The following is a 24875-nucleotide window of genomic DNA, read 5'->3' on the forward strand; positions in this document are numbered from 1 at the left end:
CGTCCGCTTTATCACCGCCGTAACAGAAGGAGGACTATCCATGCCGCAGATAGGTCAATTCACCGCCGCGAAGAAGAACTTCGTCGGCAGCATTCACACGCTCACAATCACGCAGGAACTCACCATCGTTCCCGCAGAGGAATCCGACACAGAGAACGCGCCGGACTACCGCGTCCATCGCGGCGATGCCGATGGCCCGGAAGTCGGCGCGGCGTGGAAGCGCACCGGCGAAAAGGCCGGCGACTATCTTTCCGTACTGCTCGACGATCCGGCTTTGCCGCAGCCGATCCGCGCCAATCTGTTCCAGAACAGCAGCGATAAGGCATCATGGTCGCTGCACTGGAGCCGCCCGAAACAGCGCGACGAGCGGGACTGAGGCCATGCGGTCCTGCGTCATCGTCGCGTTGAAAGGCTTCATCCCTTTGTTCGCGGAAAAGCCGTCTCATCCCTTCGTCCCGCTCGACCGCAGGACGGCCGGCGCGCGCAGCGCAGGTCAAGGGCGGCCATCGGCCGGCGCTTGGCGCGGACCCTTGACCGTAGCGAGCACGCTGGCAGGCTGGCGGCGTGGCGGAGAAAGGCAAGCACGGCGTCATGCCGTTCTTGTCCTCATCGGCACACTCGCGCTCTGCGCGGGACCGGGCGTGTCGATCGCGCAATCCATGCCGGCCGCGCGCAGCATCGTCGCCGATCCTTATGCAGCGCACATTGCCGAGGCGTCGCAGCGCTTCGGCATTCCCGAGCACTGGATTCGCGCCGTGCTGCGCGCCGAGAGCGCGGGCGACGTGCGCGCGATCTCGGCGGCCGGCGCGATCGGGCTGATGCAGATCATGCTCGTAACCTGGGCCGACTTGCGCGATCGCTACGGTCTCGGCCGCGATCCGTATCAACCGCGCGACAATATTCTCGCAGGCACCGCGTACATGCGCGAGATGTGGGACCGCTACGGCAATGTCGCCGTGATGCTCGCGGCCTACAATGCCGGTCCCGCGCGCTATGACGATTACCGTGCGACCGGCCGCCCGCTGCCGGCGGAAACGCGCGCCTATGTCGCCGCGCTTGTGCCGGTTCTCGGCGGTGTAGCTGCATCCGGCGCAGCGGCCCGGCGAGCCGCGCCGCCGCCCGACTGGCGCGATGCGCCGTTGTTCGTCGTGCGCCCGGACGACAGCCGAACAACCGCCGCGCTGCCGTCCGCCGACATGCGCGCGACCGTTCCGGCGCGCACTCGCGCCGATGCGGAGCCACAGGCCGGTAGCATGTTTGTCGCGCGCGCGGGCGACGGGAGAACGCCATGAGGACGGCGTTCCCGCGTCCGGCAGCGCGCTTTCCGGTGTGCAGGCAGGCATGTTTGCGCCTGGCTGCATTCCCGGTTGGAAGGGCGGAAGTGGCAGAAAAGGCGGAGGGCAAGATTGAAGAAACCGGCACCCTGTCGGGCCGGTTTCCAAAATTGTCTTTGTCTGCACACTGGTTAGGCGGCCGATTCCGGCACCATGGCTTTGAGGGTTGGAGTGCCGCGATTTCGCGCAACGCCTTGGCGTTGCTGGATTTCGACCGGCACCATGGCCGCCGATTGTACGATTTTCGCCGGTTTTGGCCGGAGGCGCGTTCATGAGCGCCGACGACGAGAACCGCTTCCGGCCGAAGCCGGGCCGCATCCGCTCCGATACGCCACGCGCGGGCAAGACCAAGAGCTTTCTCACGCAGGCAAAGAAGATCGCGCGCCAGCAGCGCCGCACCTCGCACCGCGTCGATTTCGGAACGGCAGCGTTCACGCCGGCAGCGCCGGCCGGTCCCCATGTGGTGCTGTCGAGCGGCAAGGGCGTGAAGCGCGGGCGCGGCGCGGTCTTCGTCCGCTCCCGCAATCTTGGCGGCGGAGGATGGCAGCACCGGCAACCCGGCGCGCGTCGCGTCATGGTCCAGCAGCGCTACATTCTCCGTCCCGGCCAGAACCGGAAGGCGCAATCCCATCTGCGCTATATCCAGCGCGACGGCACCGCGCGCGACGGCGAACGCGGGCAGCTCTATTCGTCCACCGATAATCGCGCCGAGCCGGAAGCCTTCCTTGAACGCGGCCAGGACGATCGCCACCAGTTCCGCTTCATCGTCTCGCCGGAAGACGGCGCGGAGCTGTCCGACCTCACGGCCTATACCCGCGACCTCATGAGCCAGATGGAAGGAGATCTTGGCACGAAGCTCGATTGGGTCGCGGTCAACCATTACAACACCGGCCACCCCCATGTGCATGTCATCGTCCGGGGCAAGGACGAACTGGGGGAGGATCTGGTCATCAACGGCGATTACATCGTGCATGGTGTTCGCGAGCGCGCCAGCGCCCTGGCGACGCTGGAGCTTGGCCCTGTCAGCGAGATCGAGCAGACCCGCAAGCTCACCGCCGAGATAGATCAGGATAGGTTCACGCGCATTGACCGCGCCATGGCAGAGGAAGCCGATGGGCGGTTCCTCGACCTGCGCCACGAACCCGGAGAGCCCAAGCGGCAGTTCGAACGCACGCTTCGCTTGCGCCGGCTCGCCAAGCTGGGTCGCATGGGGCTCGCCACCGAACATGCGCCCGGCGTGTGGGAATTGAACGAGCGGCTTGAACCGACCCTGCGCGAGCTTGGCGAACGTGGCGACATCATCCGCACCATGCAAAAGTCGCTCGCCGCCGATGGACTGGAGCGCGATCCGCTGACCTTCCACATCCACAAGGCGGTGCCCGCCGCGCCCGTCACCGGCCGCGTGCTCGATAAATATCTCGCCAACGAGTTGGGCGACAATCTCACCGTCGTTGTGGACGGGATCGACGGCCGGACGCACCACATTTCCAACATCGACCCGAGGCAGTTGGAGGATGCCAGGATCGGCAGCATCATGGAGATCGGTCGGGCCGAGGCGAGCGCCCGGCCATCCGACCGCGCCATTGCCGCGATCGCCGAGGACGGCATCTATCGGCCGAGCCGCCATCTGGAGCAGGCGAAGTTCGAGGGGCGCGTTCCGGGTGGCGACTATGAGGGCTTCGTCGATGCCCATGTGCGGCGGCTGGAGGCATTGCGCCGCGCCGGTATCGCCGAGCGGATCGACGCGGACCAATGGCGCATACCGGAGGATTTTGAGAAACGCAGTATGGCATTTGACGCCGGGCGTGGCGCTCAGGTCAATATCCGCGTCATCACCACCTTCGAGCTGGAAAGCCAGATCACGGCGGACGGCGCGACGTGGCTCGACCGGCGGCTGGTATTGCCCGACGCATTCGATCTCACGCCGGCCGGTTTCGGCCAGCAGGTGCGCGAGGCAATGGAGCGGCGCCGCGAGCATCACATCGACCACGGCGATGCAGCGCGGCAGCAGGACGGCCGCACTATCTACCGGCGCAATCTCCTCGCCACCCTGCGCGGACGAGAGATCGCCCGCGTCGGCGAGCACATGGCGACGGCCAAGGCCCTGCCGTTCCATGCCGCCGCGGACGGCGAGGTCGTTTCTGGTAAGTTCACCAGCACCGTCCAGCTATCCAGCGGCAAGTTCGCCATCGTGGAAAAGAGCCACGAGTTCACCCTTGTCCCGTGGCGGCCGGTCATCGACCGTCAGCTTGGCCGCGAGGTCATGGGCGTCGTGCAGGGAGGATCGGTGTCGTGGCAATTGGGGCGGCAGCGGGGATTGGGCATATAGGTTATCATTGTCGTAATAGAGCCATGCGGCAACATCAGCCCCTGGGGTGTGAAAGACTCCCATTTTCGGCATCATCGAACCTGAGCCTCGTACTACGCGCCAGAATTACCTCTGTAAGTTATTGCAAATTTGACCGACCGAATGGCACCAGGCGAGAGGCTGCAATATTCAGGATTTCAACCGCGACGTCACAAGTTGGCGCCGCACACAGCCATCATCCTGTTCGTCGCCGATGGTATCCGATTACTCGCCGGTGCCATCTTTTCTATTGCCTCTCGGGAGAACGCCTATTCTCTGATCGGCTCCATCTCTTTTCTTGACTGGAGCCCTTATGCGCGGAGGCCGAATCCTTTGGGAGCAGATTGCGGTGGTCTTCGCCATCGTCGTGGTGACGACCTGGGCGGCGACGCAATGGACAGCATGGCGGCTAGGGTTTCAGCCGCAACTCGGTAATCCGTGGTTCGAGCTTGCGGGCTGGCCGCTCTACTATCCGCCGGCCTTCTTCTGGTGGTGGTTCTCCTTCGACGCCTATGCGCCAGCGATCTTCACCGAAGGCGGCTTCATTGCGGCGTCTGGAGGCCTCATCGCCATCGTCGCCGCGATCATCATGTCGGTCATTCGTGCGCGCGAGGCCCGCAACGTCGCGACCTACGGTTCTGCGCGATGGGCGGAACATGGGGAAATCCGCGCTGCCGGTCTGCTCGACCCGGATGGCGTCGTGCTCGGCCGGTTTGAGCGGAACTATTTGCGCCATGACGGTCCCGAGCATGTGTTGTGTTTCGCGCCGACACGATCCGGCAAAGGCGTCGGCCTTGTCGTACCAACGCTTCTGACCTGGCCGGGATCGGCCATCATTCACGACATCAAGGGGGAGAATTGGACGCTGACAGCCGGCTTCCGCTCCAGGCATGGCCGGGTGCTTCTGTTCGATCCGACCAACGCGAACTCATCAGCCTACAATCCCTTGCTGGAGGTGCGGCAGGGCGAATGGGAAGTCCGCGACGTGCAGAACATTGCGGATATCCTTGTCGATCCTGAAGGCAGCCTCGATAAGCGCAACCATTGGGAAAAGACCTCGCATTCGCTTCTGGTCGGCGCGATCCTGCATGTCCTTTACGCCGAGCCAGACAAGACGCTGGCGGGCGTCGCCAACTTCCTGTCCGATCCGCGCCGGCCGGTGGAAGCCACCTTGCGGGCCATGATGGACACGCCGCATCTCGGCGAGGCCGGCGTTCATCCTGTCATCGCGTCATCGGCGCGTGAACTGTTGAACAAATCCGAGAACGAACGATCCGGTGTGCTCAGCACCGCCATGAGCTTCCTTGGCCTCTACCGCGATCCCGTCGTAGCGCGCGTAACGACACGCTGCGATTGGCGCATCGCCGATCTGGTCGGAAGCGGTGAGGCGGTCAGTCTCTACTTGGTCGTGCCGCCTTCTGACATCAACCGGACGAAGCCGCTGATCCGGCTCATCCTCAACCAGATCGGCCGCAGGCTTACGGAAGAACTGAAAACCTCCGTCAAGCGTAACCGCCTGTTGCTGATGCTGGACGAGTTTCCCGCGCTTGGGAGATTGGATTTTTTTGAATCGGCGCTCGCCTTCATGGCCGGTTACTGCATTAAGAGTTTTCTGATCGCGCAGAGCCTCAACCAGATCGAGCGCGCTTACGGCCCGAACAATTCGATCCTTGACAATTGCCACGTCCGCGTCGCCTTCGCGACCAATGACGAACGCACTGCCAAGCGTGTGTCGGATTCGCTCGGCACGGCGACGGAGCTGCGCGATTCCACCAACTACGCGGGGCATAGATTGTCGCCGTGGCTGGGGCATCTCATGGTTTCGCGGCAGGAGACGGCGCGGCCGCTGCTGACGCCCGGCGAGATCATGCAGCTTCCGCCCGCCGACGAAATCGTCATGGTGGCGGGCACGCCGCCGATCCGCGCGACCAAAGCTCGCTACTATGAGGATGCGCAGTTCAAGGAACGCATCCTGACGCCACCCGATCCGCCCGCGCATCCGACTGCCGAGCAGCAAGGATCTGATGACTGGTCGCGCCGCGTCGTCACCGTCGCGAAGGCTTCGGCCGAGAGCGCCGCCGCGGGCGACGTTGACGGCGATCCCGCCAACGCAGGCATTCGCCGCGAACCCGAGTTGCCCGAGCATGAGGAGATCGTCGCATCGCCACGGCCGCCGGAGCAGGAGTTCGATCTTCTGGACGACGAGCCCGACATCGACGCGGCGAAGGCCCGCGCGCTGCGTTCGCATATCCGCCTGGTCGCGCGGCAAGCGTCCCTCGACCCCGGCGACGGCATCGAGCTTTGAGGATACGCCAATGACAACCCGCACCCGCATGAATGTCTATTTCGATCCGGAATTGCTCGCCCAGGTCGAGGCGCTGGCGCTGCGCCGGCAGGTATCTAAATCCGCCATCATCGAGGCCGCCGTTGCATCCTTCCTGTCCGGCGATTCCGCCGAGAAGCTGGAAGCGGCCATGTCGCGTCGCCTGGACAAGCTCTGCCGCCAGATCGACGGGCTCGACGAAGATCTCGCCGTGGTCGGCGAGACCGTGTCGCTATTCATCCGCTTCTGGCTCACCATCACGCCGCCGCTGCCGGAGACGGCCCAAGCCTCTGCGCGCGCCAAAGGCGTCGAACGCTTCGAGGGTTTCATGCAGACGCTTGGCAGAAGGTTGGCCACCGGAGACAGGTTCCTGAAAGAGCTGACAAGGGATGTAGACCCTTCCGGTGAAGGAACGACAGAGGGTGATGAAGGCGCTCGAGCATAGTGTCTCGTTCCCACCCCATTGTTGCCGTTTGGGGTGCATTCGTCGCCGCCCGAAACTTGCCACTGGCTCGGTTATTCACGGGCGGCAGCGCCGTGCCCAACAGCGGCCGGTCCGGTTCCAATGCGTACCCCACGGATTGCCGCTGTCCCGCAATCGACCTGCTCTCGGCCATTCTGGCGTTCTTCTGTGAATATCGTGACAGACCCGGAAAGGTCCGATTTTCCGAGCCACCGTCTACCAGTCGGAAAACCAGATGGGGCAGCAGGTGCTTTCGGCTAGCGAACCAGCGGACTTTCCCAGACAACCATCAGCAATGCCTTGAGCTGGGTGAAGCGCTCGGGTCCGAGCTCGCTGGTCCACTCGCGCTCTATGTCGCGCAGCGTGTCGATGATCTTTGCGTACGCTGCGCGTCCACGTTGGGTAAAGTGGACAATGCGCGCGCCGCCTTCACCTGGCGCGTCGGTGCGCACAATATAGCCGAAACCCTCAAGGCTCCCGAGTAACTGGTTCATGGCCTGCTTGCTCATGCCCGCACGCTCGGCAAGCGTGACCGGGCGGACCTCGTCCGGTCCGGGAAACTGCAGCACCGCGATATGCGGCAGGCGCAGGTCGTCGAAGCCGGCGGCGTTGAGCTCCGTGATGATCCGGCGATGGATCGCCTGGGCGGGAACGCGCAGCAGAGCGCCGATCAGCATATCCTCTGGATTGACCGGAAAACTTTTCGAAGGCGGCATCATTGACATTCTCGGTAAATGGAGTTTACCTACGTAAGTAAACTTAGTTTACTCCAGGAGACAATGCAATGTCACAGGCCGCTTTGGACCCTCACGTCAATCCTGCCGATGAAACTATCGCCACCAAGGGGCTCGTGGTTCGCTTTCTGCTGACCGGAGACAGTTCGAATGGCAGCATCGCGGCTTTTGAACTCGATGTCGCAAGTGGGCAGCGGCTGCCAGCCCCAGCCCACAGCCATGACAGCTACGAAGAGACGATCTACGGCGTCGACGGCGTGTTGACCTGGACAGTTGACGGCAAGCCGATCGATGTCGGGCCCGGACAGGCGCTATGTATTCCGCGAGGTGCCGTTCATCGGTTCGATAATAACGGCAGCCGCGACGTGAAGGCGCTCTGCGTGATCACTCCGGCCGCAATCGGTGCGGAATATTTCCGCGAGACATTCGCGGTCCTCAATGCTGCCGCCGGTGGTCCGCCGGACCGGGCCAAGATGGCTGAGATCATGCGCCGCCATGGCCTCACCCCGGCGCTGCCGCCGACCTAGCGCTTGGCGATGGCTGCTGAGAGGCGCAAAACTGCCGGCAGCCGTTGATCAGTGAAGGGCAGCTTTCCTGAGGTAGGCACCCGAAATCTGACAGTCGGATTCCCACCCCTTCCAAGACATTACCCATCCTGTTTGCTGCCGATGGCCGCCGATCACCGCACGCGCATAATTACTTGTTGAACCGAACCGCTTTCGGGCTCCTTTAATCGACCCCGCTGCGGGGACCGTCTGTCGCGCCCCGCCAAGAAACGGGGCCGGAATGTCATCACCGCACCAGAAGCCGGAAGCGATCGCGCGGGGCGCACGCATGTTGCGGACCGCGCTCGGCGCGGCGATCGCGCGCTTTCTGGAAGACCCGACCGTGGTCGAGGTGATGCTGAATCCCGATGGCCGGATTTGGGTGGACCGGCTGTCGGAGGGGCTGGCCGATACGGGCGAGACGATGACGGCCGCCGATGGCGAGCGCATCGTGCGCCTGGTCGCGCACCATGTCGGTGCGGAGGTTCACGCCCGCGCGCCGCGCGTCTCGGCCGAACTGCCCGAGACCGGCGAACGGTTCGAGGGACTGTTGCCGCCCGTCGTCGCAGCGCCGGCCTTCGCCATCCGCAAGCCGGCCGTGGCGGTCTTCAGCCTCGCCGACTATGTGGCGGCGGGCATCATGACCGCCGAACAGGCGGAGACGTTGCGCGCCGCAGTCGTTTTCCGCGCCAACATTCTGGTCGCGGGCGGCACATCGACCGGCAAGACCACTCTGACCAACGCGCTGCTCGCCGAAGTGGCGAAGGGCGCGGATCGCGTCGTCATCATTGAGGACACGCGCGAGCTGCAATGCGCCGCGCCCAACCTCGTCGCCATGCGGACGAAGGACGGGGTGGCGACGCTCTCCGATCTTGTCCGCTCCTCGCTGCGCCTGCGTCCCGACCGCATTCCGATCGGCGAGGTGCGCGGCGCTGAAGCGCTCGACCTGCTCAAAGCGTGGGGCACAGGCCATCCCGGCGGCATCGGCACGATCCACGCGGGCACCGGCATCGGCGCGCTGCGCCGGCTCGAACAGCTCATTCAGGAGGCCGTCGTCACGGTCCCGCGCGCGCTCATCGCCGAGACCATCGACCTCGTTGCCGTTCTTTCTGGCCGTGGCGCCGCGCGCCGGCTCATCGAACTCGCCCGCGTCGAAGGGCTCGGCCAGAACGGCGATTACCGCATCACCCAAGCCAACCCGAACACAGGAGGCTCCGCATGATCCGCACCACCATGTGCGTCCGTCGTACCATCGCGACGGTCGCCGCCATCACCTATGTCAACCTCGCCCTCGCTCCGACCGCCCATGCGTCGGGCTCCTCCATGCCTTGGGAGCAGCCGCTTCAGCAAATCCTCCAGTCGATCGAAGGGCCGGTTGCGAAGATCGTAGCCGTCATCATCATCATCGCGACCGGCCTTGCGCTGGCGTTCGGCGACACGTCCGGCGGCTTTCGCCGCCTAATCCAGATCGTGTTCGGCCTGTCGATCGCCTTCGCGGCCAGCTCGTTCTTCCTCAGCTTCTTCAGCTTTGGCGGCGGGGCGCTCGTCTGATGGCGACCGCCTTTGAACAACTCGACGCGGTGCCGGGATACACGATTCCCGTGCGTCGCGCGCTGACCGAACACATCCTGCTCGGGGGCGCACCGCGCTCCATCGCCATAATGAACGGCACGCTGGCCGGGGCCGTGGGCCTCGGCCTGCGGCTCTGGCTGGTCGGGCTGCTGATGTGGGCGATCGGGCATTTCGCAGCAGTGTGGGCAGCGAAGCGCGATCCGCTCTTTGTCGAAGTCGGGCGCAGGCATTTGCGCATCCCCGGTCATCTGTCGGTCTGAGGGGAGCGCACACCATGCTGAACCTCGCCGAATATCGTCGCAATGCCCAACGTCTGGCCGACTATCTGCCCTGGGTCGCGCTCGTCGCCGAAGGCGTGGTGCTCAATAAGGACGGCTCGTTCCAGCGCACGGCGCGGTTTCGCGGTCCCGATCTGGATTCCGCTGTTGCGGCCGAGCTGGTCGCCATCGCCGGCCGCATCAACAATGCCTTTCGCCGTCTCGGCTCCGGCTGGAGCATCTTTGTCGAGGCGCAGCGCAATCCATGCTCGACCTATCCCGATTGCAAATTCCCCGATCCGGCTTCCTGGTTGGTCGATGCCGAGCGGAAAGCCGATTTCGAGGGTGAGGCCGATGAGCGATCGTCCCAGTGGGACGATCGCCGGCCGAACAGCGCGCATTTCGTATCGGACTACTTCCTGACCTTCTTGTTTCTCCCACCGGCCGAGGAAGTTGCGCGCGCGGAGACATGGCTTTACGAGGGCCGCGAGCAAGCCGGCGTCGATCCGCATGAGATCCTGCGCGCATTCACCGATCGCACCGACCGCGTGCTGGCGCTGCTCGACGGCTTCATGCCGGAATGCGCGTGGCTCGACGATGCCGAGACGCTGACCTATCTGCATTCGACGGTTTCGACAAAACAGCATCGCGTGCGGGTGCCGGAAACGCCGGTCTATCTCGACGCGCTGCTGGCGGACCAGCCGCTGACCGGCGGACTGGAGCCGCGCCTTGGCGACCAGCACGTCCGCATTCTCACCATCGTCGGATTTCCGACCAGCACGACGCCCGGCCTGCTCGATGACCTCAACCGGTTGGCGTTCCCGTATCGCTGGAGCACGCGCGCGATCCTGCTCGATAAGACCGACGCGACGAAGCTGCTGACCAAGATCAGGCGGCAATGGTTCGCCAAGCGGAAGTCGATTGCCGCGATCCTAAAAGAAGTGATGACGAACGAAGCGTCCATTCTTGTGGATACGGATGCGGCGAACAAGGCGGCGGATGCCGACATGGCCCTGCAAGAGCTTGGGGCCGACGTGGCGGGCATGGCCTACGTCACCGCGACGATCACGGTGTGGGATGCCGATCCGCGACTGGCGCAGGAGAAGTTGCGCCTTGTCGAGAAGGTCATTCAGGGTCGCGATTTCACGGCCATGATCGAGACCGTCAACGCGGTGGACGCGTGGCTCGGCAGCTTGCCCGGTCATGCCTACTCCAATGTCCGGCAACCGCCGATCAGCACCTTGAATCTCGCCCACATGATCCCCCTGAGCGCCGTGTGGGCGGGGCCGGAACGGGATGAACATCTCGGTGCGCCTCCCTTGCTGTACGGCAAGACCGAGGGAAGCACTCCGTTCCGGTTGTCTTTGCATGTCGGCGACGTTGGCCACACGCTTGTCGTCGGCCCGACCGGCGCGGGCAAGTCCGTGCTGCTTGCTCTCATGGCCTTGCAGTTCCGCCGCTACGCCAATGCACAGGTCTTCGCCTTCGACTTCGGCGGTTCGATCCGCGCCGCGTCGCTCGCCATGGGCGGGGACTGGCACGATCTCGGCGGCGGGTTGACCGAAGGGGACGAGTTCTCGGTTTCGCTCCAGCCGCTCGCCCGCATCCACGACACCTATGAACGCGCCTGGGCCGCCGACTGGATCGTAGCGATCCTGATGCGTGAAGGCATCGCGATCACGCCGGAGGTGAAGGAGCATCTTTGGACGGCGCTGACCTCGCTTGCCTCCGCGCCGGTCGGGGAACGCACTATCACCGGCCTTGCCGTGCTGCTGCAATCCAATGACCTGAAGCAGGCGCTTCGGCCATATTGCGTCGGCGGCCCTTACGGCCGGTTGCTCGACGCTGAATCCGAACATCTCGGCAGTTCGGAAGTGCAGGCGTTCGAGATAGAGGGGCTTGTCGGCACGGGTGCTGCGCCCGCCGTGCTCGCCTATCTCTTTCATCGCATCGGCGACCGGCTCGACGGCCGCCCGACGCTTCTCATCATAGATGAAGGCTGGCTTGCGCTGGACGACGAGGGTTTCGCCGGCCAGCTTCGCGAATGGCTGAAGACGTTGCGCAAGAAAAACGCCAGCGTCATCTTCGCCACGCAGTCGCTTTCCGACATCGATAATTCGGCCATTGCGCCGGCGATCATCGAGAGCTGCCCGACGCGGCTTCTACTGCCGAACGAACGCGCGATCGAACCGCAGATTACGGCGATCTATCGCCGCTTCGGCCTCAATGACCGCCAGATCGAAATCCTCGCACGGGCGACGCCGAAGCGCGACTACTACTGCCAGTCGCGACGCGGCAATCGCCTGTTCGAGTTGGGCCTGTCGGAAGTGGGCCTCGCGCTCTGCGCCGCGTCCTCCAAATCCGACCAGACATTGATTGCGCAGATCGTCGCCGAGCACGGCCGCGAGGGATTCCTGACGGCATGGCTCACCGCACGCGATGCCGGTTGGGCCGTCGATCTCCTTCCGAACTTTTCCATGCACATCACTCTGACAGAAGAGGAGCTTAAACTATGATGATCCGTCATCCCAGCTCGCGCGCCGTCCTCATGGCCGCGACCATGCTTGCCGCGTCGATCGCGCTTTCACCTATGATGACCTCGCCGGCCCATGCGTGGAAGATCGTCTACGACCCTTCCAACTATGCGCAGAACGTCATTCAGGCGGCACGGGCGCTGGAGCAGATCAAACACCAGATCACGTCGCTTCAGAACGAGGCGCAGATGCTCATCAATCAGGCGCGCAATCTGGCGAGCCTGCCGTTCTCCTCACTCCAGCAGATTCAGCAATCGGTCCAGAAGACGCAGCAACTCTTGGGTCAGGCGCAGAACATCGCCTTCGACGTGCAGCAGATCGACCAGATGTTTGCCCAAAAATACGCCAACGTCTCCATGTCGGCGACCGATCGGCAGCTTGTCGCCGATGCGCGTTCGCGGTGGCAGAACACGGTCGGCGGCTTGCAGGATTCCATGCGCGTGCAGGCCGGTGTCGTCGGCAACATCGACACCAACCGCACGCAAATGTCGAACCTCATCAGCGAGAGCCAGCGTGCGACCGGCGCGTTGCAGGCAACGCAGGCCGGCAACCAGTTGCTCGCCATGCAATCGCAGCAGCTTTCCGATCTGGTCGCCTTGCTCGCTGCCAACGGGCGCGCGGGCGCGCTCACCGATGCTGAGCGTACTGCCGCCGCGGAGCAGGGTCGCGAGCAGCGCCGCCGCTTCCTGACACCGGGCACGGGCTACCAGCCCGGCAACGCCCGCATGTTCGGCAATTGAGGGCCAGAAGGGGAGCAACGTCATGGACGGCAAGATGTTGGCCCGTCTCGTCGCTGTCGTGTTCATCGCCATCGCGATCACCGCAACCGTGGTCGAGATGACGCGCAAGGAAGACGCGCCGGCATCGCCCTCGGCGCGCGTCCTTGAGCCCGAACGCGATCCGCTGCGGGAGAGCCTGCGCCGGTGCCAGCAGCTTGGGCAGCAGGCGGCTGAAAACCCCGAGTGCTTGCGCACCTGGGCAAAGACGCGCGACCGCTTCCTTGGTCGCACGCCTGCGCCTTCGGTTGCGAACACGGCGACGGAGGCGCGCTGATGGGCGGCTCCGGCGTCATCGACAATTTCCTCGGCACGTTCACCCGCTACATCGACAGCGGATTCGGCCTGCTCGGCGGCGAAGTGGCGTTCGTCGCTACAACGCTAATCGTCATCGACGTGACCCTGGCGGCGCTGTCCTGGAGCTGGGGCGCGGAAGACGACATCATCGCGCGGCTGGTCAAGAAGACCCTGTTCGTCGGCGTCTTCGCCTACCTGATCGGCAACTGGAACAACCTCGCACACATCGTCTTCGACAGCTTCGCCGGTCTCGGCCTAAAGGCGAGCGGCACGGGGTTTTCCGCACAGGATCTGATGCGTCCCGGCAAGGTCGCACAAACCGGGCTGGACGCCGCCCGCCCGCTGCTCGAATCCATTTCCGACCTCATGGGCTGGGTCGCCTTCTTCGAGAATTTCATCCAGATCGCGTGCCTGCTGTTCGCCTGGGCGCTCGTCATCCTCGCGTTCTTCATTCTGGCCATCCAGCTTTTCGTGACGTTGATCGAGTTCAAGCTGTCTACGCTGGCCGGCTTCGTGCTGATCCCCTTCGGCCTGTTCGGCAAGACCGCTTTCATGGCCGAGCGCGTGCTTGGCAATGTGATCTCATCCGGCATCAAGGTTCTGGTGCTTGCCGTCATCATCGGCATCGGCTCGACGCTGTTCAGCGAGTTCACGCGCGGCTTCGGCGGCGTCACGCCGACCATCGACGACGCCATGGCGATTGTGCTGGCCGCGCTTTCGCTGGTCGGGCTGGGCATCTTCGGCCCCGGCATCGCATCCGGCCTTGTCAGCGGTGGTCCGCAGCTTGGCGCTGGCTCGGCGATGGGAACGGGGCTTGCCGTTGGCGGTGCAGCCTTTGCAGCCGGCGGCGGTGCGATGCTGGTCGCGCAAGGCGGGGCCGCCGCATTGTCCGGTGGCGCTGCCGCCGTGCGCGGCGGCGCGACCGCTGCCGGTGCGGCTTCCGCCGCCTATAGCCTCGGCTCGTTCGGCCGGTCCGGCGTCGCCTCCGGTCTCGGCGGCATCGCGCACGCTGCCGGTGGAACGGCCACGTCGCCGCTGCGCCGCGCGACGGCAAGCGTCAAATCCAGCTTTGCCGAAGGCGTCAAATCAAGCTTCGGTGCAACCGGCGGCTCCTCGACCATGGGCACGGTCGGCGGCATCGACGACGCGGCTTCCGCATCCTCGCAGGCCACGGGCACGCCGCCCGGCTGGGCGCAGCGGATGCGCCGATCCGGCCATGCCGTCCAGACCGCCGCTCACGCCCTGCGCTCCGGCGACGGCCATGGCTCAGGTTCTTCCGTCAACCTCTCCGAAAGTGACCGCTCATGAATCTGTTCAGGCGACCCGCCACGCATTACGGCAAGACCCCGCAACCCGAGACTCCATACCAGAAGGCCGCACAGGTCTGGGATGACCGTATCGGTTCAGCCCGCGTGCAGGCGAGGAACTGGCGGCTCATGGCCTTCGGCTCACTGATCCTGTCGGCCGGATTCGCTTCCGCCCTGGTCTGGCAATCCGCGCGCGGGACCGTTGTGCCCTGGGTGGTGCAGGTCGATGAGCTCGGCCAGGCGCAGGCCGTGGCGGCGGCCACGGCTGATTATCGTCCGACCGATCCGCAAGTGGCGTGGCATCTCGCCCGCTTCATCGAGCAGGTTCGTTCGATTCCTGCTGATCCGATCATCGTGCGGCAAAACTGGCTGCGAGCCTACGACTGGACGACCGATCGCGGCGCGGCGGCGCTCAATGACTACGCCCGTGCCAACGATCCTTTCGCCAAGGTCGGCAAGCAGCAGAACGCGGTCGAAGTCTCAAGCGTCATCCGTGCGTCGGCGGATTCCTTCCGGGTCGCCTGGACCGAGCGTCACTATGAGAACGGCCAGCTCTCTACCACCGAACGATGGACCGCGATCCTCACCATCGTGATCCAGCCGCCGCGAGATGCAGAACGGCTGAAGGCCAATCCGCTCGGCATCTACGTCAATGCTATCAACTGGTCGCGGGAGATGAGCCAATGAGCGGACTTCTGCCTCAGCGAAATTCCGGTTGCGAGACGACGTCTCTCCGTAAATCCGCAATCGCGGTCGTCTTGCTCTCGGCAACGATGCTGGCCGGCTGTGCCACCTACAAGCCGCCGCAGATCAGCTACGACGCCGATGTGCCGCCGCTGCCGGCCGTGCCGGCATCCGTCACCGACGATCGGCCAAAGCCATTGCACATTCCTCCGGCCTGGACGCCGGCGAAAGGCGGCACGGCGGCCACTACGCCGCTCGGCCGTGTCGAGCACGCCAACGCAGCCGCGCGCGTGCAGCCGCGCCGCGAAGGCTATTACAATGCGATCCAAATCTATCCATGGAGCGACGGCGCGCTCTATCAGGTCTATGCCGCGCCCGGCCAGATCACCGACATCGCGTTGGAGGCCGGCGAGAGCCTTACCGGCGCAGGACCGATCGCGGCCGGCGACACGACAAGGTGGGTCATCGGCGACACGGAAAGCGGTAGCGGCGCGACCCGGCGCGTCCACATCCTCGTCAAGCCGACACGCCCCGATATCACGACCAATCTCATCGTGACGACCGACCAGCGCGTTTACATGATCGAGCTACGTTCGGGAGAGAAGCCCTATATGCCCGCCGTCGCCTGGGCTTATCCGCAGCCGGGCGCCGGGCAGCGCGGCAGCGCTCCCGCCACGACGGTCATTCCTGCCGTGGCCGCGCGCAATTACCGCTATCGCCTCACCGGCGACACGCCACCGTGGAAGCCGGTCGCGGTCTATGACGACGGCCGCCGTGTCTATGTCGAGTTTCCGCGCGGCATCGTGCAGGGCGAGATGCCGCCGATCTTTGTCATCGGCGCGGACGGCGAAGCGCAGATTGTCAATAGCCGCATATACCACAACATCCTGATCGTCGACCGCCTGTTCGGCGCGGCCGAACTGCGCCTTGGCAGCGGCAAGCAACAGCAGACCGTCAGGATTGTCCGTACCGACGGGATAAGGAGCGGTCCACTTTCGTGGATTCGAAGGTCGGGTGAACCTTCGCAAGCGACCAACGCCCAAAGTGCAAACGGAGGGCCATCGTAATGACCGACACTGACAACAACGCCGGATCGATGCGGCTTCGCGCCGAACAGCCGCGCGTCACGAGGCTGTCGCGCAAAGTACTCGCCAGCATCGGGGCTGTCGCGCTGGTCGGGATCGGCGGGGCACTGATCTATGCGCTCCAGACCCGAGGCACCGGCAACAGAAATGAAGAACTCTATTCGACCGAAAACCGGCAGACCGCCGATGGTCTCGCCGGATTGCCGCGCGACTACACCGGCCCCGTTCTCGGCCCGGCGCTGCCGGGCGATCTCGGTCGTCCCATTGTCAACGCGCAGAACCGTGGCCAGCCTGTCGTGCCGCCCACGGTCGCGCCGCCGACCGTCGATCGCGCTGAGGAACGCCGGCTCGCCGAAGAAGAAGCCGCCCGCGTCAGCAAGGTGTTTTTCCAGACCGAGGCACGCACCACGAATCCTGATGGCACGCCGGGAAGCACGGCGATGCCGAACCTCGCCGGCCTCGACCTTGCGGGCCTGAATGAACAATCCGGCCAGCCGACCGCGCAGGACAAACAGCTCGCTTTCCTCAACGGCGCCGTCGATCGCCGCACCACGTCGTCCCATCGCGTCATGCCGCCGGCATCGCCTTATGTCCTTCAGGCCGGAGCCGTCATATCGGCCGCGCTGATTACCGGCATCCGTTCCGATCTGCCGGGCCAGATCACCGCGCAAGTGACCGAGAACATCTACGACAGCCCGACCGGCCGCATCCTGCTCGTGCCGCAGGGTACGCGCATCATCGGGCAGTACGACAACAACGTGCAGTTCGGTCAGCGCCGCGTCCTGCTCGTCTGGAACAGGCTGATCCTCCCCAATGGTCGCTCCATTGTTCTCGAACGCCAACCCGGCGCGGACACACAAGGCTATGCCGGTCTTGAGGACGGCGTCGATTATCATTGGTGGGATCTCGCCAAGGCCGCCGGCCTCTCGACGCTGCTCTCCGTCGGCGCGGAGCTGGCCGTCGATGACGACGGCCGACTGTTGCGCGCCATCCGCAACGGCGGTCAAGACACAATCAACGATGCCGGCCAGCAGATCATCCGCCACCAGCTCAATGTCGCGCCGACGCTGACCATTCGGCCGGGATTCCAAGTCCGCATCATCGTCACGCGCGATCTCGTGCTCGAACCCTACAGAGGTTGAGAATGACAAAGCTGAAACTCGGTCCCATCGCCGACGACAAGCCCGTGAAAATCGCGATGGAGCTGCCTGCGCCACTCCATCGCGATCTTGTTGCCTATGCGGAGGTGCTTGCCCGCGAGACGGGCCAGCCCGCCGCCGACCCGGTGAAACTGATTGTGCCGATGCTGGAGCGGTTCATCGCCACGGATCGCGCGTTCGCGAAGGCGCGGCGGTCCGGCCGGGGCGGGCCTTGATTGTCTCCGGCAACCGAGAGATTGATCCCGCCAAGCTGATCGTCAGGCTCGCCATGCTGTTCGTCGGCGAGGTGATGGGCTAGGTCCCCTACAATATCTGCTGGTCTCAACGGGCCTTTATCTTCCCGCTAGCGATTCTGCTGGCAAGGCGATGAACGTCGCCGGCGCCACGGCAAGTCGTGTCATCAATGCTGTTTCCCTTCTGCTATTTCGACGGCCTATAGCCGAGCAGCCTCAGCGCATTCGCCGTGACAAGCACCGTGGCACCGGTGTCGGCCAGGATCGCCATCCAGAGCGTCGTCACGCCGAACAGCGTCGTTGCGAGGAACACTGCCTTGAGGCCGAGCGCGATCGAGATATTCTGCCAGACGTTGCCGAGCGTCGCCTGCGACAGCGCGACGAGGTCGGCGACGCCCTCCACCCTATCGCGCAGCAGCGCTGCATCGGCGGTCTCATTCAGCGCGGCAAAGCAGCTTCTCAAAGCAGACAGCTTTCCACACAATTCCTATTCACCAGACTTCTGCTCCGCCACCAGAGTGGGCAGCAATTCGGCAACGGTCGGATGGATATGGACCGAACGCCTCAGCGCCTCAGCGGACGCGCCCATATGGATGAGGTCGAGCACACTGTGCACGGCCTCGTCGCCTCCGACGCCGAGAATGGCCGCACCGAGGAGCTTGCCGCTTTCCGCGTCCGTGACGACCTTCATGAAGCCGGTCGTTTCCCCCTTCTCTACCGCCCGCGCCACGCGCGTCATCGGCCGCTTGCCGACGAGGATTGAATGGCCTGCGCGGCGGGCATCTGCCTCGCTCATGCCGGCCCGACCGAGCGGCGGATCCGTATAGAGCGCATAGGCTGGGTGCCGCTCCGTCACCTTGCGTCCTGCGTCGTTCAGAAGGTTTTCGGCGACGATTTCGTAGTCGTTGTAGCTCGTATGGGTGAAGGCGCCGCGACCGTTGCAGTCACCAAGCGCCCAGATGCCGGGGACGTTGGTTCGCAACCCGTCGTCGACCTCGATCACGCCGCGCTCGTTGACTTTCACCCCGGCCAGGTCGAGGCCGAGATCGTCCGTGTTGGGCGTGCGACCTATCGCCAGTAACACATGGCTGCCGGCTATTTCCGGTTCGCCTTGCCGGCAATCCAGGCTTACGACCTTGTCCTCTCCCCGGCGCTCGAAAGATATGCACTCCGCCTCCAGCCGGAATTCTATCCCTTCCGACCGCAACATATCGAGGATGGCCTCCGACACGTCCTCGTCTTCGCGCGGCAGCAGGCGCGGACCGCGCTGGACCACTGTCACCTTAGACCCGAACCGACGGAACATCTGGGCGAACTCCAGTCCGACATAGCCGCCCCCGACCACCACCAGACGCTCGAGGACGGCGTCGAGGTCGAGGATGGTGGAATTGGTGAGATAGCCGATATCGTGCGTACCGGGATAATCGGGGACCGTCGCCCGGCCGCCGACGTCCAGGAAAATGCGTGGCGCCGAGATGTGCGTATCGCCAACCGATAGTTCGCTCGCCGAGGTGAAACGTGCGTGGCCTTTGATCACCGTCAGGTTCTTGGTGCCGCGCAACCAGTCAATCAAACCATTCCGCGATGCTTCGACGATCGCATCCTTGCGCGCTTTCACCGCTTTCATGTCGACAGACACCCTGCCGACGCCGCGGACGCCATAATCCGTCGCCCGGCGCGCCAGATGCGCGGCATAGGCGCCGGCGACCATGGCCTTGGTGGGCGTACAGCCGGTATTAACGCATGTGCCGCCAAGAAGCTTGCGCTCGATCAGCGCTACCTTCATTCCGGCGCTGGCAAGCCGCGCGGCCAATGACGGTCCCGCTTGGCCCGCGCCGACCACGATGGCGTCAAAGCGCGTCTTCATGGAAACACCCGGGATTTAAGAACGTCGATAATAGTGCCGAATCTTGGACAAATCTTAACAATCTTGTCAGTATGCGGCTGAACGCAGCAGCGCGGTAGAAGCATCGCTTCGCGTTGGGCATCGCTGGACGACAACCGGAGCTTCGCCCTAATCTGTGGTGACTGCCGCCTGCCGTTGAGCGAAGGAAAGACCGCTACGCGCAGCCCTTCAGAGATTTGGGTGGCCGAACGGGTTCGACGGGCTTTAATCCGGTTTCCTGGAGACCGGCAGCTCGCCCACTGTGAGCCGCTTCCGCCATCGTCAACCCGGCCCTTATATGCGCCAGATCGGTCTCGTTTCCGTAGTGCAACGTGGCGAGAAAGCTTTCGATGGTGAGTTCGGGGTCCAGCACAGCCATCTGTTCGTAGTGCGCCGCCGCCGCTGTCGGATCTCCCATTGAAGCGTAGGTTGCGGCAACGAAGGCATGCTGGCTGGCATCCATCCTGGCGAGATGCATGAAAGCGTCGATCGCCTCGGCGTATTCATGTGCCGCAAAGTGCGCCTTGCCAAGGTGGCTCCAGAACCTCTCGGGATGATGCGGGTTCAGCCGCATCGCTTTTCGGATCCACTCGACGCCTTCCTTCGGGTGGCCGAGCCAGCTCAGCAGTTCACCCTGCTGGACAACCACCAGATCGTAATTCGGATTGAGTGCGAGCGCCCGTTCCTGATGGTGCCGCGCCTTGTCGAGGTCGTTGCGATTGATGCAGCTTGCCGCCAATATCCGATGGACGTCGGCGTCGTTCTCGTCCAGCGTCCGGGCGATCTCGAGCTCACGAAGAACCTCGTTGTAAGTCGCCTCCTTGTCGGCACACCAGCCATAGACCCAGGCCTGGCCCAGGATGCAACCTCGCCACGCATGCGCATGGGCGTAGTCGGGGTCGAGTTCCACAGCCTGCGCAATAAGCTTCTGCGCCTCTTCGTTCTCGGCTCGATCGCTTCTGTGATGGCGGACCTTGGCGGCGAGCACACACTCGTAGGCGGCGAAGTTAGCCGGGGTCTTGCGGGCGAGGAGGTCATGCTGCGCCGCTTCGACGCGGCCCGGAAGCGTGGCGACAATAGCCGCCGTCAGCTCATCCTGGATGGCAAAGACGTCGTCGAGCTTGCGGTCGTACCGCTCGGCCCAGATGTGCGCGTCGTTCGCTGTATCAATCAATTGGGCGGTGACGCGCAGTTGATCGCCCGATCGGCGGACGCTGCCCTCGACAAGATATTGCGCTCCCAGTTTCTGAGCGACTTCGCGAAGGTTCACTGACTTTCCCTTGTAGACGAAGGTCGAGTTGCGCGAGATGACGAAGAGCTCGTGCCGGCGCGACAGTTCCGTGATGATGTCTTCAGTGAGCCCGTCGACAAAATATTCCTGCTCAGGGTCCCGGCTCATATTGGCAAAAGGCATCACTGCGATGGAAGGCTTGACGACCGCGCGCCGCGCCTGGCCCGAACCGGGGTCGGGGATCGACGCACCGTCTTCCAGCACGGCGCGCCAGACCCGAACCGAGCGCGAAATGTTCTTTAGGGATTTCTCGCCCAGGTACTCGAATTGAATGTCGACCCGATCCAGAACCTGTTCCTGGACGGCCTGCGAGATGAATATACCGCCAATGTCCGAGAGTTGCTCAAGCCGGGCCGCCACATTGACGCCATCGCCGTAAATGTCGTCATCGTCGAAAATGATATCGCCGAGATTGATGCCGATACGAAAGTGGATTTGCTTGTTCTCCGGCACATCGGAGTTGCGGCGGCGCATGCGGATTTGTACTTCCGTAGCGCAGCGCACCGCATCGGCAACGCTCTGGAATTCAACGAGCAGGCCATCGCCGGTAGTCTTGAAAATACGGCCCTGGTTCTTGGCGATCGCCGGATCGATCAGCTCGATCCGATGCGCGCGCAAGCGCGCGAGGGTACCCACCTCGTCAGCTTCCATAAGCCGGGAGTATCCCGCCATATCGGCGGCCAGCACAGCAGCGAGTCTGTGTTCCATCATCAGGCCTTCGAGCCCAACCTGATACTAACATGGCGGAGCAGGAATCGCAGCAGATCGCTTATGCGAGCGGACGCCTTCACAAAAAAATTACAGACAATGCTTCGATCGGAGGATCGATGCCGGCTCATGGCCGTGGCGTTCAAAAGCAGCCCGCTTCTCGAAATCCAATCGAAGCGGACGATCACTTCCGTGGCGATCATCGAGCCAATGGCCTTGCCTAGTGACTTTCTTGCCTATCCGCTCTTCAGGCGCCTGAGCGAGAGCCGGCATCAATCAGCTTGGATGGGTTGGCAGCTTCGCACCTCATCTCGGGCACTATACGGGCCCCTAGCGTATTCCAAAGGTGGCGATCGCTGATGTCAACGCGACGGAGATTGCATCCCATGTCTGCTCCCAAGAGCTCAGCTAGCAGGCCGAACACACGTTCTGCACATTCTGTGAACCGGGAACAGGATCGAAGCTGGGCGACTGCTCACTGGAAAACGGAAGGAGTCAAATACGCTGTGGCTGGAGCGGCAATGCTTGATGATGCGGCCAAGCCAAGCTTTGCCGCCTTTCTGGTCAAGGAACACGAAACCGCCGACCATTTCGAGTTTCTGTATTTTATGCTTTTGCGGCGACTACAGCGCCGGGGATGTCCTTTTCTGTGTTGTTTTGGCGCAGGACCGTCTTGTCAAGCTGCTTGCTGCGATCTCTACTGACTGATGTAATCTGTCCACTGGCGATAATCTGGGAGAGCGGCGCCGGTCGGCCCAGCAGATAGCCCTGGGCCTCGTCGCATCCCTCTACGCCAAGCAGCGACAGCTGCCCTTCCGTTTCAATGCCCTCGGCAAGGACGGGAATCTGCAAACTGTTGCCCAAGGCGAGCACCGCCCGGATGATCGCTTTTGATTGCGGATTGGTCTCCACCTCTGTGATGAAGGACCGATCGAGCTTGATTTTGTCGAAAGGAAACGAACGCAGCGTATCCAGAGAGGAATAGCCGGTCCCAAAGTCGTCAAGCGCAATATTGACACCCAATGCCTTGATCTGCCGCAGTAGGTGAATCGATCGCTCCTTATCTGCGAAAATGGTCGATTCGGTGAGCTCCAGTTCCAGGCGCTCGGGCGGTAGGCCGCTTTGCAGGAGCGTTTCCAGGACAAGTCTTGGCAGGTCGCTGTGGGCAAGTTGCATTGCCGAAATGTTGATCGCGACCCGGTAGGGTTGCTCCCAGGAAGCCGCTTCCGTACAGGCTGTCTTCAGAACCCATTCTCCGATCTGCAGGATCAGGTCACTTTCTTCCGCCAGGGGAATGAATTCAGATGGTGGAATAAAACCGCGCTGTGGATGCTTCCAGCGGACAAGGGCTTCATAGCCTTGAACCGTGCCACTCGAGATCGATGTCTGGACCTGATAGTGGATGTCGAGTTGATTCCCTTCAGCTGCCTTCCGGAGTTCGCTGGTGAGGTTGCGTCTCGCTCTAACGGCTTCATCCATGGAGGGCTCGTAAAAGCACACTGATCGGGAAAGCTCAGCCTTGGCCCGATACATCGCTAGGTCCGCATTGCCGATCAGGGTTTCTTTGTCGGCCGCATTATCGGGATAGATTGCGACACCGATGCTGGCGCCGCAGGCCGCATCGTAATCGCCCATGGAAAGCGACATGAACAGGGCGTTCTCAAGGCGCCCCAGAAAATCAATCAGATCGGCCTGGCTGCCCATGCGATGAATAGCGCCGAATTCGTCGCCGCCGAGCCGGGCGACGAATTCACCTTCGCGCAGCGCGGCTATCATTCGCTGCGCTAGCGCTTTCAGGACCTCATCTCCGGCAGCATGGCCGCGTATGTCGTTTATTTCCTTAAAGCGATCGAGATCGATCCCCAGGAAAGCAACCTTGCCCTGCCCCTCCTGCGCAAGATAGATTTCGTGATCGAGCCGCTCGTTGAAGGCGCGCCGGTTGGGCAATCCGGTCAGGCTGTCGCTTTTGGCCATCTGCTGCAATTGCTCATACGATTCTGCCCGCACACCATCGTCGATTAGGTAGCTTGCCAGCCCGGCACATCCGATGATCAGCGCCACACCGGCGACCGCAAATCCCAACATCTGGAATGCCGCGGGATTGGAATAATTGCCCGCAATCAGCATGGGCTCCACCCGGATGGCGGTCATTCCGGTAAAATGCAATGTGACGATGGTCAGCACCAGGAGACCAAAGCCGGTCGTTCCCCCCTGTCTGGCCGACGGGCGGGTGGCGAAATGAAAGGCGCAGGCGGCGATCGTTACCGCCAACACGATCGACGCGGCCACATAATGCCAGTCCAGGGTGACGATGCCCTGCATCCGATAGGCAATCATGCCTGTGTAGTGCGTGGCGGCGAGCGAGAGGCCGAAAACCGCTCCGCCGACAATCGGGGCAAAGCGAGACCATCCAGTCGCGGCGAGTGCAAATCCGCAGGCGGCCCCTATCATGGCGACAAGAAGCGAGATAACGGTAAGCCCAGGGTCGAAGCTTATCGGGACCGCAGCCTTGTAGGCCAGCAGCGCGATGAAATGGGTCGACCAGATCGCTGACCCAGCCAGAATGGTAGCGAGGAAATACCACACCGTCTTTTGCAGTCTGGTCCTGGCACGGGCGCGGGCAAATAACTGCATGACGCCCCAGGAATTGACGGCGCAGACAACAAGTGCGGCTACTACCAGCCAGAGATTATGTTCATAGACTAGGCAACCAACGACGGTCATCATAGCGGTCACTCGCTTGCAAACTGTTGCCGCTGGCGGCTCACCTAGGCGACAAGGCTGACCTGCCTCGGCCGAGGCGGTGTGTGCAACCTCTCCCTATTTACGAGATAGCCGTTAAAATTCGCTGTTCTTACGAGCCAGAAAAGTCTCGTTCTCCCCTATCGATGGACATGCTCGAAAACCCGTGACGCCCGAACGCGGAAGGTGGGGCAATCGCGGAAGTTCGCCAATGGCGATCTGTTGATCGCTTCGGGCTCCGGACCTACCGGTGCGGGTGCCTAGGAATTGTCTGTTTCGGTAGGCCTTTTTATCCATAAACTGATCGTCGCCTTCCAGCCCCGATGCACAAACATGACGTAATCCCGGGAGCGGTGGCTACCTGAGAAGTGGCGGCGATGTTCGAACATCTAGCCGGCTGGCTGTCCCCCGATAGGATGAAGAATGGGCTCACGATTGCCACCGGGCCCAGGCATCGAACGGAGGACAGCCATGAAGCAATATAGCCTTTGACGGGCCGGCTGTGCTGCACAGTTACTACGCTGATGGCGAACTGCAACGTTGGGAAAGCGAGCTATACGCGACCGAGTGGTTCGCGCGGAAACCAGACCGCCGACCC

Annotated in this window: 23 protein-coding genes and 1 pseudogene; 19 read left to right on the plus strand and 5 right to left on the minus strand. The window is 63.2% G+C overall.

Features of this window, described 5'->3' with window-relative positions:
* The first annotated feature begins 40 nt into the window (after positions 1-40).
* The 6 genes from RBH77_RS04730 (at position 41) to RBH77_RS04755 (ending at position 6449) form a co-directional block, all read left to right on the plus strand.
* The gene (locus RBH77_RS04730; RefSeq protein ID WP_311030986.1) at positions 41-376 is read left to right on the plus strand and encodes a DUF736 domain-containing protein; all 336 of its coding nucleotides are present in this window, start codon (positions 41-43) and stop codon (positions 374-376) included.
* A 4-nt stretch (positions 377-380) separates the two neighbouring features.
* A complete protein-coding gene (locus RBH77_RS04735) occupies positions 381-1292 on the plus strand; it encodes a lytic transglycosylase domain-containing protein (protein WP_311030987.1) in 912 nt (303 codons plus the stop codon).
* Positions 1289-1609, plus strand: coding sequence for a hypothetical protein (locus RBH77_RS04740; protein ID WP_311030988.1), 321 nt, complete (start codon positions 1289-1291; stop codon positions 1607-1609). The genes RBH77_RS04735 and RBH77_RS04740 overlap by 4 nt, the downstream gene beginning before the upstream one ends.
* 557 nt (positions 1610-2166) lie before the next feature.
* On the plus strand, positions 2167-3663 hold the full coding sequence (locus RBH77_RS04745; protein ID WP_503623912.1) for a DUF3363 domain-containing protein: 1497 nt from the start codon (positions 2167-2169) through the stop codon (positions 3661-3663).
* A gap of 331 nt (positions 3664-3994) precedes the next feature.
* Entirely contained in the window at positions 3995-5986 is a 1992-nt protein-coding gene (locus tag RBH77_RS04750; RefSeq protein WP_311030989.1) for a conjugal transfer protein TraG, read from the plus strand.
* A gap of 10 nt (positions 5987-5996) precedes the next feature.
* Positions 5997-6449: a ribbon-helix-helix domain-containing protein gene (locus RBH77_RS04755; protein ID WP_311030990.1), complete on the plus strand. Its 453-nt coding sequence runs from the start codon at positions 5997-5999 to the stop codon at positions 6447-6449.
* A 275-nt stretch (positions 6450-6724) separates the two neighbouring features.
* On the opposite strand, the gene RBH77_RS04760 is transcribed toward RBH77_RS04755, so the two are convergent.
* The gene (locus RBH77_RS04760; RefSeq protein ID WP_311030991.1) at positions 6725-7186 is read right to left on the minus strand and encodes a MarR family winged helix-turn-helix transcriptional regulator; all 462 of its coding nucleotides are present in this window, start codon (positions 7184-7186) and stop codon (positions 6725-6727) included.
* A 65-nt stretch (positions 7187-7251) separates the two neighbouring features.
* Here RBH77_RS04760 and RBH77_RS04765 point away from each other — a divergent pair, with 65 nt between their 5' ends.
* The 12 genes from RBH77_RS04765 (at position 7252) to RBH77_RS04820 (ending at position 17633) form a co-directional block, all read left to right on the plus strand.
* The gene (locus RBH77_RS04765; protein ID WP_311030992.1) at positions 7252-7728 is read left to right on the plus strand and encodes a cupin domain-containing protein; all 477 of its coding nucleotides are present in this window, start codon (positions 7252-7254) and stop codon (positions 7726-7728) included.
* Positions 7729-7987: 259 nt separating this feature from the next.
* Positions 7988-8968 (plus strand): P-type conjugative transfer ATPase TrbB, encoded by a 981-nt coding sequence (gene trbB / locus RBH77_RS04770; protein ID WP_311030993.1) that lies wholly within the window; start codon positions 7988-7990, stop codon positions 8966-8968.
* Positions 8965-9297, plus strand: coding sequence for a TrbC/VirB2 family type IV secretion system protein (locus RBH77_RS04775; protein WP_311030994.1), 333 nt, complete (start codon positions 8965-8967; stop codon positions 9295-9297). Before trbB ends, RBH77_RS04775 begins: the two co-directional genes overlap by 4 nt.
* On the plus strand, positions 9297-9578 hold the full coding sequence (locus RBH77_RS04780; RefSeq protein ID WP_311030995.1) for a VirB3 family type IV secretion system protein: 282 nt from the start codon (positions 9297-9299) through the stop codon (positions 9576-9578). Before RBH77_RS04775 ends, RBH77_RS04780 begins: the two co-directional genes overlap by 1 nt.
* 14 nt (positions 9579-9592) lie before the next feature.
* Positions 9593-12091 (plus strand): conjugal transfer protein TrbE, encoded by a 2499-nt coding sequence (gene trbE, locus RBH77_RS04785; RefSeq protein WP_311030996.1) that lies wholly within the window; start codon positions 9593-9595, stop codon positions 12089-12091.
* Positions 12088-12849, plus strand: coding sequence for a P-type conjugative transfer protein TrbJ (gene trbJ, locus RBH77_RS04790; RefSeq protein WP_311030997.1), 762 nt, complete (start codon positions 12088-12090; stop codon positions 12847-12849). Before trbE ends, trbJ begins: the two co-directional genes overlap by 4 nt.
* 22 nt (positions 12850-12871) lie before the next feature.
* The gene (gene trbK-alt / locus RBH77_RS04795; protein WP_311030998.1) at positions 12872-13162 is read left to right on the plus strand and encodes a putative entry exclusion protein TrbK-alt; all 291 of its coding nucleotides are present in this window, start codon (positions 12872-12874) and stop codon (positions 13160-13162) included.
* The gene (gene trbL, locus RBH77_RS04800; RefSeq protein WP_311030999.1) at positions 13162-14490 is read left to right on the plus strand and encodes a P-type conjugative transfer protein TrbL; all 1329 of its coding nucleotides are present in this window, start codon (positions 13162-13164) and stop codon (positions 14488-14490) included. The genes trbK-alt and trbL overlap by 1 nt, the downstream gene beginning before the upstream one ends.
* Positions 14487-15176 carry a conjugal transfer protein TrbF gene (gene trbF / locus RBH77_RS04805; protein ID WP_311031000.1) on the plus strand — a complete coding sequence of 230 codons (690 nt, stop codon included), beginning with the start codon at positions 14487-14489 and terminating at the stop codon, positions 15174-15176. The genes trbL and trbF overlap by 4 nt, the downstream gene beginning before the upstream one ends.
* Positions 15173-16240: a P-type conjugative transfer protein TrbG gene (trbG, locus tag RBH77_RS04810; protein ID WP_311031001.1), complete on the plus strand. Its 1068-nt coding sequence runs from the start codon at positions 15173-15175 to the stop codon at positions 16238-16240. The genes trbF and trbG overlap by 4 nt, the downstream gene beginning before the upstream one ends.
* On the plus strand, positions 16240-17400 hold the full coding sequence (locus RBH77_RS04815) for a TraB/TrbI/VirB10 family type IV secretion system protein (RefSeq protein ID WP_311031002.1): 1161 nt from the start codon (positions 16240-16242) through the stop codon (positions 17398-17400). The genes trbG and RBH77_RS04815 overlap by 1 nt, the downstream gene beginning before the upstream one ends.
* A gap of 2 nt (positions 17401-17402) precedes the next feature.
* A complete protein-coding gene (locus RBH77_RS04820) occupies positions 17403-17633 on the plus strand; it encodes a DUF2274 domain-containing protein (RefSeq protein WP_311031003.1) in 231 nt (76 codons plus the stop codon).
* A 205-nt stretch (positions 17634-17838) separates the two neighbouring features.
* Here the strand turns inward: RBH77_RS04820 and RBH77_RS04825 are convergent.
* From RBH77_RS04825 to RBH77_RS04835, 3 genes and pseudogenes are all read right to left on the minus strand, one after another.
* A pseudogene (locus tag RBH77_RS04825) lies at positions 17839-18087 on the minus strand (heavy metal translocating P-type ATPase); the annotation flags it as partial.
* A gap of 51 nt (positions 18088-18138) precedes the next feature.
* Positions 18139-19518, minus strand: a complete 1380-nt coding sequence (locus RBH77_RS04830; protein ID WP_311031004.1) for an FAD-containing oxidoreductase — start codon at positions 19516-19518, stop codon at positions 18139-18141.
* A gap of 193 nt (positions 19519-19711) precedes the next feature.
* Complete coding sequence (locus RBH77_RS04835; protein ID WP_311032431.1) at positions 19712-21535, minus strand: adenylate/guanylate cyclase domain-containing protein; 1824 nt, start codon at positions 21533-21535, stop codon at positions 19712-19714.
* A 32-nt stretch (positions 21536-21567) separates the two neighbouring features.
* Between RBH77_RS04835 and RBH77_RS04840 the strand changes: the two genes are divergently transcribed.
* Positions 21568-21759 (plus strand): hypothetical protein, encoded by a 192-nt coding sequence (locus tag RBH77_RS04840; protein WP_311031005.1) that lies wholly within the window; start codon positions 21568-21570, stop codon positions 21757-21759.
* A 382-nt stretch (positions 21760-22141) separates the two neighbouring features.
* Here the strand turns inward: RBH77_RS04840 and RBH77_RS04845 are convergent, their stop codons facing one another.
* The gene (locus tag RBH77_RS04845; RefSeq protein WP_311031006.1) at positions 22142-24262 is read right to left on the minus strand and encodes a putative bifunctional diguanylate cyclase/phosphodiesterase; all 2121 of its coding nucleotides are present in this window, start codon (positions 24260-24262) and stop codon (positions 22142-22144) included.
* Positions 24263-24875 lie beyond the last annotated feature (613 nt).

The sequence above is a fragment of the Mesorhizobium koreense genome, from assembly GCF_031656215.1.
In the GTDB taxonomy this organism is placed as follows: Bacteria; Pseudomonadota; Alphaproteobacteria; order Rhizobiales; family Rhizobiaceae; genus Mesorhizobium_L; species Mesorhizobium_L koreense.